Source organism: Acinetobacter sp. YH16051 (assembly GCF_013417135.1).
Classification (GTDB): domain Bacteria; phylum Pseudomonadota; class Gammaproteobacteria; order Pseudomonadales; family Moraxellaceae; genus Acinetobacter; species Acinetobacter towneri.
Window position 1 is genome coordinate 21,382 of sequence record NZ_VPEN01000007.1, and the last position, 13,139, is coordinate 34,520.

Consider the following 13,139-nt stretch of genomic DNA (forward strand, 5'->3'; position numbering starts at 1 on the left):
TCTTATGAAACAGGAAACTGCACTTAAACTTTTAAAAGCAGGCGAAAATGTCTTTTTAACAGGCTCTGCTGGTGCGGGTAAAACCTATACCCTGAATCAATACATCAATTATTTAAAAGCACGAAAAGTACCTGTAGCCATTACAGCATCTACAGGTATTGCTGCAACGCATATGAATGGCATGACCATTCACACGTGGGCAGGTATTGGTATTAAAGACTTTTTGTCCGATGCCGACCTAAAAAATATGAAAGAGCGCAAATATCTCAAAGAACATTTAGAAAATGCGCAAGTGTTGATTATTGATGAAATTTCGATGTTGCATGCCAAGCAACTGAATTTAGTCAATCAGGTTTTAAAATATTTTAAAGACAGTGATGAAGCCTTTGGCGGCATTCAGGTGATTGTTGCAGGAGATTTTTTCCAGTTACCGCCTGTAGGAAAAAACGATGAGCGCAATCGTGACAAGTTCTGTTTTATGTCAGAGGCGTGGGTCGAAGCTAAATTTCGAGTCTGTTATTTAACTGAGCAGCACCGTCAGGGCGACGATTATTTAAATGACATTCTCAATGCAATTCGTGCACAAAGTATTGATCATCAACATATTCAGGCTTTGGAGCACACCCGCCATCAAGATATTGGCGACACTTTCACACGTTTATATACGCACAATATGGACGTGGACAATATCAACTTTAAGCATCTGAATGAAATTGAAACTGAGAGCAAGCAGTTTGATGCCGTGTGTGATGGCAATGAAAAGTTGATTGAAACGCTGAAATCATCCGTACGTGCGCCTGAAATTTTAAATCTAAAAAAACATGCCAAAGTGATGTTTGTTAAAAACAACTTCGATATGGGCTATATCAACGGCAGTTTGGGCGAAGTGATTGGCTTTGAAGAAGATGACGATCACGGTATTTTGCCTAAAGTAAAATTGACCGATGGCACAGTATTACTGGTCGAGCCTGAAACTTGGTCGGTGGATAATGATGCAGGCAAAACCATTGCCAGTTTCCAGCAAATTCCGCTGCGTTTGGCATGGGCAATTACCATCCACAAATCACAAGGTATGACCTTAGAAGCGGCAGAAATCAATCTTAGCCATACTTTTGAAAAAGGGCAGGGTTATGTGGCGTTGTCACGATTAAAATCGTTAAGCGGTTTGCGTTTATTGGGATTTAATAGCCAAGCTTTGGAACTCGACAGTTTAGCGATTAAGGCTGACCGCCGTTTTCAGGAATTGTCTGAAGAAGCTGAAACGCACTATGAGCTGTTGGATTTAACACCACAACATAATGCATTTATTCGTCACTGTGGTGGCACGTTGAACGAAACCGAAATTTTGCGCAATGAAAAGAAAATTGCCAAAGGTGGAAAAACCAATTATGCGACTGCCACGTTAGATGAAACCCGCGCTTTATTTGAAGAAGGTTATGATATTCAGGATATTGCAGTAGAGCGAGGTTTAACTCCTGCAACTATTATCAACCATTTGGCACGTTTGCAAAAAGAACAAAATCTGGATATTTCAGTGGCACATCCAGGTGAAGAAGTGGTGGAAGAGGTCCGTAAAATTTATAAGCGATTAATGAAGCGTCAAAATGCAGAGCACTTCAGCGATGATGGCGCAATTAAACTGCGCCCGATTGTTGAAGCGACTAGTCCACGCATGGGCTATGATCAGGTGCGTTTAGCATTGCTGTTTATTCAGTAGTTTAGTCATTTGGATAATGATGACTTATACTGCAATTCTGCATTAAAAATGCCCGCTTAACGTCACATAAAATACTATCGTTTTGAGAAAAACTTCGGTTAAACTGCCATCACTGTAAGCCTTAAAATATAATATTCGGTATGGCATTTACACCGTGGTACACATTTCGAAAATTTGTCTATAACAACTTACACGACGATGACTATGAAACATGGTTTAGTCGTTGCATTAACTATTTTTTAATTTTACTGATTTTAGGCAATGCCAGTGCGGTTATTTTAGAGTCGGTGAATGATGTCTATCTTGCCTATCAGGTATTTTTTGACCATTTTGAAAACTTTTCCATCGCAGTGTTTACGCTTGAATATTTGCTGCGGATTTGGAGTATTGCCGAAAAAGACCCGTTTATTTCGCCGTGGAAACAGCGTGTAAAATGGCTTACCAGCGGTGGGGCAATTATAGATTTGTTGGCGATTCTACCTGCTTATATTAACTTCTTTGTGCATCTAGATTTACGGTTCCTAAGAATTTTACGTTTGCTGCGTTTGTTAAAACTGACACGTTACTTTGTATCATTGCAAATTTTATTAAGAGTGATCGAACGGGAAAAAGGATCATTTCAGGCAGTCATTTTTATTCTCTCTATTATGATTGTGATGTCTGCCGCAGGTGTGTATGTGGTGGAAAGCAAGGCACAGCCTGAAGCCTTTAGCTCAATTCCCGCTTCGATGTGGTGGGCAGTGGTGACTTTAACCACAGTCGGTTATGGCGATGTCACACCAATTACCCCTTGGGGCAGAATTTTAGGTGCGTTAATTACGGTATTGGGTGTCGGCTTGGCAGCATTGCCTGCAGGTATTTTAGCCACAGGTTTAGCCAACGAACTTGAACAACGTAAGCAGCATTTAGGGTTGAAATTTAGAGAGCTATTGCAAAATAGTGAGATTGATCTGTTAAATGATCAAGAAAAAATTGAAGATTTACGCAAACAAGTCGGTTTAACCACTGAGCAAACCCAAGATATTTTATTGCAGTTAATTCGTGAGCGTCGTGAAGAAGAGCTGCGTTTAGAACAGGAGCCTTATAAATACTGCCCACATTGTGGAGAGAAGTTGTCGGAGTAAGCGAGGCTTGGGTTGAGAATTTCAATTCTAGTTTGGCTCTGCACGTTGGAAGCCTAAAACATGCTTGCTGAAAGCCATATTATTTTTATGGAATTGTATTGATTTCGTAGTAAATATCATCGAATAAAAACTAAGATGAAGAAAACTCATTATTTACATGCTAAGATTAAATTAATTCATTATTAAATTGAATCATGTTTGGCTTTGTTTCTTATTTTGCAAAATAAAAATGCGACCTAGGTCTAAACATGCAGTCAATAACTTGAAAAACTAGGAACAAGCAATGCTTGAAATTCGCCACTTAAAAACGCTATCAGCCCTGCGTGAACATGGTTCTTTGGTTGCTGCCGCCAATGATTTATGTCTGACGCCATCTGCCATTTCTCATCAACTCAAAGAACTAGATCATTGGTATGGCGTAGAAGTGGTGAACCGTCGTAGTCGCCCTGTGACATTTTCCAATGTCGGACAGCGTTTATTGAAACTGGCGGATGATGTCCTGCCACAAATTCAAATCACCCAAACTGATATTACCCGCATTGTGCATGGTCAAACGGGGCGAATTATTTTTTCTTCGGAATGTCATAGTTGCTTTGACTGGTTGATGCCGCTGCTGAATCAATATCGTCAGCAATACCCTGATGTAGATTTAGATTTTGCTTCAGGTTTTGAAGCCAATCCGCATGAATTATTGCAAAACGCAGAATTTGATTTATTGATTACCGCAGACCCGATTGCCTTAAAAGGTATCGAATATTTTCCAATTTTTGAATATGAATCGCGTTTGGTGTTGTCAAATACTCATCCTTTAGTACGTGCCGAGCGCATTACCGTACAGGAGTTGGCAGAAGAAACCCTGATTACCTATCCTGTCGATAAACACCGTTTAGATATTATGTCTAAGCTATTCATTCCAGCCAATATTCAGCCAAAAGCTATTCGTACTACAGATTTAACCCAAATGTTGATTCAACTGGTGGCGAGTGGGCGAGGGATTGGCGCATTGCCAGATTGGGTGGTGAATGAATATGAGCAAAAAGGCTGGGTAACTTCACGTCGTTTAGACTGCGTTGCTGCGGGAGGATTACGCCGTACCTTGTATGCGGGTTATCGTAGCGAAGAAAAAGAAAAGTGCTATTTTGAAGGCTTTTTGAAGCAATTAGAGAAATTTTCCCAAAAACGCACGCAGTATTATTCAAGTTAAAAATCGTACGATCAGCATCGTAAAGAGAATGCTAATTTATCGCTAAAAACACTAAGCTCATCTAAATCTCCACTAAAAACAGTGAGATGTTCTTGCTAAGCTTGCCTTGCGAAAATTAAGGGAGAGCGCAGTGAGTTCGGTACGTTGGCTGACAAAGGATTTGTGGATTGTTGCTGCGGGTTTTATGGCAGCAATGCATATTGGCAAGTTGCCACCGACTGTACCCATCCTACAAGCTGAACTCGGAATTAGTTTGGTTCAGGCAGGTTTTTTGCTGTCTTTGGTACAAGCTGCGGGCATGTCTTTGGCGTTGTTGCTAGGCAGTTATACCGCAAAAATTGGCTTAAAACGCTGTGTACTTTTGGGTTTGTCTTTATTGGCAGGTGCAAGTTTTGTTGGTGGTTTTGTACATAGCTTTTCCGCACTATTAAGTCTGCGTGTAATTGAAGGTTTTGGCTTTTTACTGATTACACTCAGCGGCCCTGCATTTATTCGTCAACTGGTTGCAGTGGAGCAGTTGCCTGCCAAAATGGGGCTGTGGAGTGCCTATATGGGCGGTGGGATGGGTATTGGTTTACTAAGTACGCCGTTTTTACTGCCCATCTTGGATTGGCAAGGCGTGTGGATGTGTTTGGGATTGTTATCCTTTGCGCTCGCAATCATCATTTATAAAGCCGTACCAAGTGTGCAGATCAGCACGCAAGCCATAGCCATCTTTGAACTGATTAAAAGCACTTTGAGCCATCCACCCGCATGGATATTGGCTTTGGTTTTTGGTGTTTATGCAGGGCAGTGGTTCAGTTTGGTGGGTTTTTTGCCGACCATTTATCAGCAATATCAAATATCTTTACAAACCGCAGGTGTGCTCACAGCTATGGTTGCAATGGCAAATGCGGTGGGTACATTTGTATGTGGGTTGTTATTACAGCGTGGGCTGAGAACGCAAGTGTTGATGCAAATGGGTTTTGCGATATTGATGCTATGCGCACTGAGTTTTTATATTTTGCGTGATGTTTTACCATTCATTGTGCAGTTTTTATTGGTCATCCATTTCTCTTTATTTGGTGGTTTAGTCGCAGCTGTGGTATTTGCGCAAGTACTTAATTTTGCACCACAACCGATTGCGATTAGTACCACCGTAGGTTTGGTGTTGCAGTGCTCGGCAATTTCACAATTTTTATTGCCGCCTGTGGTCGCAGCGATCGTATCTGCCACAGGAACATGGCTTTGGGTTGGTACTTTAATGGCCGTTTTATCTGCAATGGGAATGATATTAACATCTATCTTGTTTCGCAAAGTGGCTTAGATTTGGATGGTTTTTATTGAAATTGGTTGATACAAGACGATGAATTCAAGCAAAACCATCTAAACCAAGCGTCCCTAAATCTATGTTAAGAATAGCCAATAAACAAGGTGAGAATTCCTGCTGCAATCAGTGGTCCCACAGGCACGCCACGTAGCACAGCAACACCTGCGACTGTACCAATCAATAAGCCTGCGACCACATCAGGCTGATTGGTCATGAGCTTGACACCACGCCCGCCTAACCATGCCACAAAAACACCAATTGCAATCGCAAGTAAAGATTTCCAACTCAGGAAAGATTTTAGAATTGCTTCGCCTGGAAGTTTGCCACTGGCAATCGGTGTCAGTACGCCAATGGTGAGAATGATAATGCCCAGATTTAAGCCATGCTGCTGCAATAGTGGGAAAAATTCACTTAGCGGCGTAATTCTAAAAACAATCAGTACTGCTGCGGCAATGGTCACAGCCGTATTTTGGCTAAAAATACCGCATGCGAGTAGAACGATCAGCACCATCAGGTTAAGGTCTAATTGAGAGAGCATGGTGATCCATAAAAGGGGAAATAAATTGGAAAAGTGCAGTTATTGTAACTGTTTTGAACTACAAGCGGGCAAGGTACGCAATGTGTTCAGAATTTACGGTGTATTTGGTTTAGAATAGCAGCAAATATATTTATACTTTTTATCATTAGGTCGCTCATCATGTTGTTGGAAAAAATGTTGCAATCACAAGGCTTTGGATCACGTAAACATTGCCAACAACTCATTAAAAATGGTGCAGTCACCATTATGGGCGAAACCCAGACCAATCCTAAATTCGCGATAAAAATTGCGCCTGAAACGGTTTTGCAATTTTCGGTGTATGGGCAAAATTATCAATATCGTGAAAAGGTCTATATCGCCTTACATAAACCACAAGGCTATGAGTGTTCGCATCAGGCGACCCATCATTTTAGTGTGTTTGACTTGTTTGATGATGTATTGCTGAATCGTGGTTTGCAGTGTGTTGGACGCTTAGATCAGGACACCACAGGGCTGTTATTGCTGACGGATGATGGACAGTTTTTACAAGCATTGACCCATCCTAAAAAGCATGTGGCAAAAGTGTATGCTATGCACACCGCAGACCCGATTAATGCAACACAAATTCAGCAACTTGAGCAGGGTGTCGCATTGCGCAATGAATCAGGGACATTTGCTGCAACAGAGGTACAACAGCTTGCTGAACATGAATTGCAGATGACCATTCATCAAGGTGTTTATCACCAAGTTAAACGTATGCTGGCAGCAGTGGGCAATAAAGTAGAACAATTACATCGTCAGCAAGTTGGTGCATTAAACTTGACTGATTTGGCTTTAGATGTGGGTGAATGGATGTATTTAAGCCCTGAACAAGTCGAATTGGCAAAAAACCGTATGGAATAAATGAGGTTCTGCTGAACTTTCATCAATAGCTTATGATCAATGGCTTACGTCAGATTAAATTTAAACCCTTTGCCTAAAGCCGTAATCGTCAGATCAGGTGACTATTTTAAAAAGCAGTGATAAGTCTGGAATTCATCATCTTTGACAAAGCCCATCTTTTCATACAATTGGTGGGATTGGTAATTACTTTTTTGTGTTTCAAGGCTAATCCGTAGCGCATTTTCATGTCGTGCAAATAAAATTGCAGTATCAATGAGCTGTTTGGCCGAACCTTGTCGTCTAAAAACAGGGGTGACATAAACGTCATCTAAAATATAGTAGGTCGAGCAGGCAACCGAAGAAAAGCCTAAATAAAGTAATACAAATCCAGTGATTTTTTGATCTTTAATATGAATGAAAATCACACTTTCCTGATTTTCAAAACGCTGTTTTAAGAATGCTGCTGAAAGGCTTAAATTCGAGGATGCACCATAAAACTGACGATACTCATCGAACAATACAGCAAGCTGGTCTAAGTCTTCTAAAGTGGCACGTCTTACAATCATTACGATACTCCATGCTTTTTTATTGTCCTTGCATGAAGCATAGCTAAGTTTTTAAAGTAAATTTTTAAAGAATTGTTTAAAAATGCAACACTGTTAATTTTTGTCAGTTTCACCCAAAATTGCATTGAGTTCATCAAACAAGTCTAGATGTTCATCATCCAGTTCAAAATCTTCAACACTATTATTGCCAGTTACAGATGCTTCATTGCTTAGGGTTGCATCCACTAGCGTTGCTTTTTGCTCTTGTTTTAATTTGCGTAACTTAATCAATTGTTCCAGATTAATATTCTGATTTTCAATTGAAAAGGGAATTGATTTAGTCAGCACGACTTGCTTAAAAAACAAACGTACCGCTTGCGCAGGCGTAATCCCCAACTGTTTAAACACAGCAAAGGCTTGTTTTTTCTCTTGAGAGTCCAAGCGTACTTGATAGACTTCAGTTTTTCTCATAATTTTTAATAGAAGGAAATAGATTTAAATTTTAGCAATATTGTAAACAATTCATTTGTAATTTCAATATGACTACAACGAAAATCTACTATTTTGTAATGACAAACATATTACAATGTCAATTCTTGCTGTGCGCTAAAGTGGAATTGTTGCTGGCTAATCGGGTCAAAAAAACTTAAATGCTTGGCAAGCAATTGTAGCGGTGCAGAAAAATCATCTGCTTGTTTGTGCTGTAAAATGGGATAAAACGGGTCGTTCTTAATCGCAATACCTAAGCTATTTAAATGCACACGCAGTTGGTGCTGCTTGCCTGTTGTAGGCTTTAATTCATATTTTGCCCATGTTTGATTATGTTCAAGCAAACGAATTTCTGTTTCGCTGTTAGGTGTGCCTGCCACGACGTGCATCAAATAAAAAGGTTCACCTTTTTCCATGCGTAATTGCACAGTACATGGTAGTGACAAATTAGCTTGATAAGGCGCAATGGCATGGTAGGTTTTTTGCACCTGACGTTCTGCAAATAATTGCTGATACACCGCCCGAGTTTCTGGTTGTTTGGAAAACAGCACCACACCCGCAGTTTCGCGGTCTAAACGATGAATAGGTGTGAGCTGCTCATTCTGTGTTTGTTTTTTTAAGCGTACTAATAGGGTTTCTTGTACATATTGCCCTGTAGGGCTCATGGTCAAAAAATGTGGTTTATCTACAACCAATAAGTGTTCATTTTCAAATAAAACTTGATGCTGAAAAGGCACGGCAACTTCATGCGCTAAAAAACGATAATAAAAAATATCCTGATGTGCGCTATAAGGTGTATCTAAATCTAAACGCTTGCCTTCGGCATCATAAACCAGACCATCCTCAAAGCGTTGCAGCCATTCCTGTGCAGAAATATGGGCAAACTGGGCACATAAATAACGAAAAATTGATTCAGGCTGTGTGCTTAATTTGGGTAAATGCAATTTGCTGGCGCTCACACCATCTAGCATGGGTGGAACAAAGGTGTTGGGATGAGTCGACTTCATCTGCAAATTGCTCATATTCAGGTGGGAGAGTTTCTTTTTCATCATATTGAAAATAGCCTAAGCAGTTTGGGTGCTAAGCTTAATAATCTTGATTCATTGCCTTGTCTAAACTTGTTATAAATTGTCCACATTTACACAGTTTTATCCATCAGTACATAGGCTTTAAAGCAGTGCGATGCTATCATAATTGGTCTTTTGAATCATGTCGTGAGCGTTATGCAGTATTCATTTAATTTGGCTTTAAATAATGAGCAAGATACCCAAAATCTGGCGCAGGTTTTGGCAACGCATTTTCGGTCGGGTGTGATTTATTTAATTGGTGATTTAGGCGCAGGAAAAACCACTTTATCGCGTTATTTTCTACAGCATTTGGGGCATCAGGGCGCGGTTAAAAGCCCGACTTACACCTTGGTGGAACCTTATCAAATACAAGGACAAGATATTTTTCATTTTGATTTATATCGTTTAAATGATCCTTATGAATTAGAGCTGATGGGCATTCGTGATTATTTAGAAACCCCAAATGCCTTGTTTTTATTTGAATGGCCATCAAAAGGTGGCGATGAAATTCCGCCCGCAGACCTGATCATTGAAATTAAAAAATCGGAAGATGAATTAAGCCGTACTGCAACGCTAAGTTCGTCTTCGGTTGCATTACAACAAGCTTTGGAGCAACAATTTAATCATGCCTAATGATGTGTTAAATCTACGTCGGATCCACACGCTTGAACCTGCCTTAGCCAACCAAATTGCTGCAGGTGAGGTGATTGAACGTCCTGCCTCTGTGGTCAAAGAACTACTAGAAAACTCCATTGATGCAGGTGCAACCGAGCTAATTATTCGGGTGGCACAAGGCGGCAGTACACTCATTGAAATTATTGATAATGGTCGTGGCATTCATGCTGAAGATTTGCCTTTGGCGGTGACTCGTCACGCGACCAGTAAAATTCAAACGGCTGATGATTTACATGCTATTGTCAGTTTAGGCTTTCGTGGTGAAGCACTGGCATCAATTGCAGCAGTATCGCGTTTGACTTTGGTCAGCAGCCAAACTGAAGATGGTGTTGGTTATCAGGTTGAAGTCAATGGCACTGCCTTTGACCATCAAGATATTCAGGCCGTTGCTGCACAAAAAGGCACACATATTCGGGTGCAGGATTTATTTTTTAATGTGCCTGCACGACGTAAGTTCCTGAAAAAAGCAGGTACAGAATTTGGACATATTGAAGAAATTGTCCGTCGTTTGGCGCTGACACATTTTGATATTCGTTTTGTTTTGGAACACAACGACAGCATTAAACTGAATTTACCCATTGCAGACAGTGGCGAATTGCGTTTTCAGCGCGTGCAGCAACTTTTAGGACGAAACTTTGTCGAAAATGCCTATTGGATTGATGCTGATAGTGTCACCATGCGCTTATCGGGTTGGTTGGGGCATCCTTCCGATGCACGTTCACAAGCCGATTTACAGTATGTGTATGTGAATGGACGTATTGTAAAAGACAAGACCATCTCCCATGCTTTGCGTATGGCATACGAAGGTATTTTGCATGGACATCAACATGCTGCATATTTGCTATTTTTAGAAGTAGAACCTGAAAATATTGATGTCAATGTGCATCCGACCAAGCATGAAATTCGCTTTTTAAATCAGCGAGAAGTTCATGAGTTTGTAAGACATTACGCCAAAGAAACCTTAGCGCAATTTCAAACTGCAACTGCAGATTTAGCTACAGCCATGAAAGCCGATCCTATCGAACAAGCTGCGCCTTATGTGGTGCAACCGCGTTATCAGGAACAATTTTTACTGCACAAACATGCCGAGGCAAATCCTTACAATTCCGCTGACGATGCAGTAGATGCGTACACGATGCAGCCCGCTTCACAAGCGGGAAGTGAGTTACTTACCGATTTTAATCAGAGTCAGCCGCAGACAGTTCAATATAACCGACCTGTGCAGAGTAATTATCAAGGTTCGCAACAGCTCAACAATGCTTTAAAAAGCTATCTCGCGCCTTTACGTGATCTAGATCAAGACTCAGCCAATCTTACGCAAACAAACACAACACCTGCGGTGGATGAGCATCCGCTCGGCATTGCAATTGCGCAATTGCATGGTATTTACATTCTGGCGCAAAACAGTGAAGGCTTGATTATTGTAGATATGCATGCCGCCCATGAACGAATTGTGTTGCAACAGATGAAAGCCGCTTGGGATAAACCTGAGTTTTGGACTTCGCAGCAATTGCTGATCCCCAAAGTTATCAGCATTAGCCGCATGCAAGCCATGCGGGTGGATGATTTAAAAGAACAATTGGCACGACTGGGCTTGGAAATAGACCAATATGGCGATGAACAGGTCATTGTGCGCGGTGTGCCCGCGATTTTGCATAAGGCAGATTTTGCCGAATTAATTCCTGAATTACTTGATGATTTAGACCCAAATGATGAAGCGCAGGCGTTACTGCAAAAGCGTGATCATATTTTGGCGGGAATGGCATGTCATAGTGCAGTACGTGCACATCGGATGTTAAGTCTTTCTGAAATGAATGCCTTATTGCGTCAAATGGAACAAACCGAATTTGCTAGCCAATGTAATCATGGTCGCCCGACTTGGCGTGCCTTTCCATTGGCACAACTAGATAAACTTTTTGCTCGAGGAGAGTAGCGTTACATGTCAAATCAATTGCCGGTCATCAATTTAATGGGACCAACTGCAAGCGGTAAAACTGCTTTGGCATGTGAGCTGTATGAAATGGGGCATTTTGAGCTGATTTCAGTCGATTCTGCGCTAGTTTATCGAGATATGGATATTGGTACAGCCAAACCAACTAAAGCGGAACAGGCGCGTTATCCGCATCATTTGATTGATATTATCAGCCCGCTTGAAGTTTATTCTGCTGCACAGTTTGTGGAAGATGCTTGTGCCTTAATTGATGATATGCACGCGCGTGGCAAAACCCCAATTTTAGTGGGTGGAACCATGCTGTATTTTAAAGCTTTGCTTGAAGGACTATCTTCCAATTTACCCAGTGCCAATTACGACGTCCGTGCAGAAATTGAAGATAAAGCTGCACGCGAAGGTTGGGAAGCGGTCTATGCAGAGTTGTGTGCAGTAGATGCACTGGCGGGTGAAAAATTTAAGGTATCAGATAAACAACGTATTATTCGTGCACTAGAAGTTTATAAATTAACAGGAACGCCAATTACCCAACTGCAAGCAGAACAACCTAAAAATGTACCATATCGTTACACTTTTCATAACCACGCCTTGATGCCTGATCGGGTAGAATTACATCAGCGTATTCAAAAACGCTTAGAGATTATGTGGGAAATGGGTTTTTTGAATGAGGTGCGACATCTTATTGAAAATTACGATTTAGATGCTAATTTACCCTCTATGCGTTCAGTTGGCTATCGTCAAGCTTTAGAGTTTTTGCAAAACGGTGATGAAAGTCGCGAAAAAATGCAGGAAATGGAGGATAAGGCGCTATTCGCGACACGACAACTCGCGAAACGTCAATATACTTGGCTCAGATCGTTGCAAGAATCGCATAAATTTCACACATATTTTACGATAAAGCAGGCTCAAGAAGACTTGCGAAACTGTTACGGATAAAGCAAAATTTACCTACTGTCTTTTTTATAATTTTTAATTGAAAAATAGAGATAGTTTTTGCGCTGATTTTTAATTATTTTTGGAGTTATAACATGTCTAAAGGTCAAACTTTACAAGATCCGTTCTTGAATTCTCTCCGTAAAGAACGTATTCCTGTTTCTATCTTCCTTGTGAACGGTATTAAGCTACAAGGCCATATTGAATCTTTTGACCAGTATGTTGTTTTATTAAAAAATACGGTAAGCCAAATGGTTTACAAACATGCAATTTCTACAGTTGTTCCTGCACGTAATCCACGTCCTGCTGGTGCACCTGCTGGTGGTCAAGGCGCTGGCTTTGGCGGTCAAGGCGGTGGCTTCGGTGGTCAAGGTGGTGGCTTTGGTGGTCAAGGCGGCTTCGGTGGTCAAGGTGGTGGCTTTGGTGGTCAAGGTGGCGGTTTCGGTAGTCAAGGTGGCTTTGGTGGTCAAGGCGGTGGTTTCGGTGGTCAAGGCGGCGGCTTCGGTGGTCAAGGTGGCTTCGGTGGTCAAGGTGGCTTCGGTGGCGGTCAAGCAACTGGCGGTTTTGACAACGATTCTAAATTTGAAGAATCTTCAGAAGACGATAACAACCGTTAATTGATCTTCTTAAAAAACCTCTCGAAATGAGAGGTTTTTTTATGTCTATGGTTTTTTTATCAAAGTCGTATTTTGGTAGTGGCTAAGATGAAGTGCATATGGTAAAAAAGCA

General features: G+C 41.1%; 13 protein-coding genes. 9 read left to right on the plus strand and 4 right to left on the minus strand.

Translation table 11 applies throughout. The features are described from left to right. Positions 1-4: 4 nt before the first annotated feature. The 4 genes from FTV41_RS07600 (at position 5) to FTV41_RS07615 (ending at position 5,351) form a co-directional block, all read left to right on the plus strand. The gene (locus FTV41_RS07600; protein ID WP_179990130.1) at positions 5-1,717 is read left to right on the plus strand and encodes an AAA family ATPase; all 1,713 of its coding nucleotides are present in this window, start codon (positions 5-7) and stop codon (positions 1,715-1,717) included. 140 nt (positions 1,718-1,857) lie between these two features. Further along, positions 1,858-2,841, plus strand: coding sequence for an ion transporter (locus FTV41_RS07605; protein ID WP_096901190.1), 984 nt, complete (start codon positions 1,858-1,860; stop codon positions 2,839-2,841). A gap of 283 nt (positions 2,842-3,124) precedes the next feature. Further along, the gene (locus FTV41_RS07610) at positions 3,125-4,045 is read left to right on the plus strand and encodes a LysR family transcriptional regulator (RefSeq protein ID WP_131261626.1); all 921 of its coding nucleotides are present in this window, start codon (positions 3,125-3,127) and stop codon (positions 4,043-4,045) included. A 130-nt stretch (positions 4,046-4,175) separates the two neighbouring features. Next, on the plus strand, positions 4,176-5,351 hold the full coding sequence (locus FTV41_RS07615) for an MFS transporter (RefSeq protein ID WP_179996366.1): 1,176 nt from the start codon (positions 4,176-4,178) through the stop codon (positions 5,349-5,351). Positions 5,352-5,436: 85 nt separating this feature from the next. Here the strand turns inward: FTV41_RS07615 and FTV41_RS07620 are convergent, their stop codons facing one another. After that, on the minus strand, positions 5,437-5,892 hold the full coding sequence (locus FTV41_RS07620) for a DUF441 domain-containing protein (RefSeq protein WP_004976854.1): 456 nt from the start codon (positions 5,890-5,892) through the stop codon (positions 5,437-5,439). A gap of 159 nt (positions 5,893-6,051) precedes the next feature. On the opposite strand from FTV41_RS07620, the gene FTV41_RS07625 reads away from it, so the two are divergent. Further along, a complete protein-coding gene (locus FTV41_RS07625) occupies positions 6,052-6,774 on the plus strand; it encodes a pseudouridine synthase (RefSeq protein WP_167845958.1) in 723 nt (240 codons plus the stop codon). A gap of 101 nt (positions 6,775-6,875) precedes the next feature. Here the strand turns inward: FTV41_RS07625 and FTV41_RS07630 are convergent, their stop codons facing one another. From FTV41_RS07630 to FTV41_RS07640, 3 genes are all read right to left on the minus strand, one after another. Beyond that, positions 6,876-7,319 carry a GNAT family N-acetyltransferase gene (locus FTV41_RS07630; protein ID WP_004976850.1) on the minus strand — a complete coding sequence of 148 codons (444 nt, stop codon included), beginning with the start codon at positions 7,317-7,319 and terminating at the stop codon, positions 6,876-6,878. A gap of 93 nt (positions 7,320-7,412) precedes the next feature. Beyond that, positions 7,413-7,769 (minus strand): type II toxin-antitoxin system RelB/DinJ family antitoxin, encoded by a 357-nt coding sequence (locus FTV41_RS07635; protein ID WP_179996367.1) that lies wholly within the window; start codon positions 7,767-7,769, stop codon positions 7,413-7,415. A 110-nt stretch (positions 7,770-7,879) separates the two neighbouring features. After that, a complete protein-coding gene (locus FTV41_RS07640; RefSeq protein WP_154320807.1) occupies positions 7,880-8,794 on the minus strand; it encodes a pseudouridine synthase in 915 nt (304 codons plus the stop codon). 216 nt (positions 8,795-9,010) lie between these two features. Here FTV41_RS07640 and tsaE point away from each other — a divergent pair, with 216 nt between their 5' ends. The 4 genes from tsaE to hfq all read left to right on the plus strand — a co-directional run bounded on the left by tsaE (position 9,011) and on the right by hfq (position 13,027). Then, the gene (gene tsaE / locus FTV41_RS07645) at positions 9,011-9,487 is read left to right on the plus strand and encodes a tRNA (adenosine(37)-N6)-threonylcarbamoyltransferase complex ATPase subunit type 1 TsaE (protein ID WP_096901184.1); all 477 of its coding nucleotides are present in this window, start codon (positions 9,011-9,013) and stop codon (positions 9,485-9,487) included. After that, positions 9,480-11,462: a DNA mismatch repair endonuclease MutL gene (gene mutL, locus FTV41_RS07650; protein WP_154320806.1), complete on the plus strand. Its 1,983-nt coding sequence runs from the start codon at positions 9,480-9,482 to the stop codon at positions 11,460-11,462. Before tsaE ends, mutL begins: the two co-directional genes overlap by 8 nt. A gap of 6 nt (positions 11,463-11,468) precedes the next feature. After that, positions 11,469-12,413: a tRNA (adenosine(37)-N6)-dimethylallyltransferase MiaA gene (miaA, locus tag FTV41_RS07655; protein WP_167845959.1), complete on the plus strand. Its 945-nt coding sequence runs from the start codon at positions 11,469-11,471 to the stop codon at positions 12,411-12,413. A 92-nt stretch (positions 12,414-12,505) separates the two neighbouring features. Further along, positions 12,506-13,027 carry an RNA chaperone Hfq gene (gene hfq, locus FTV41_RS07660; protein WP_104851882.1) on the plus strand — a complete coding sequence of 174 codons (522 nt, stop codon included), beginning with the start codon at positions 12,506-12,508 and terminating at the stop codon, positions 13,025-13,027. Positions 13,028-13,139 lie beyond the last annotated feature (112 nt).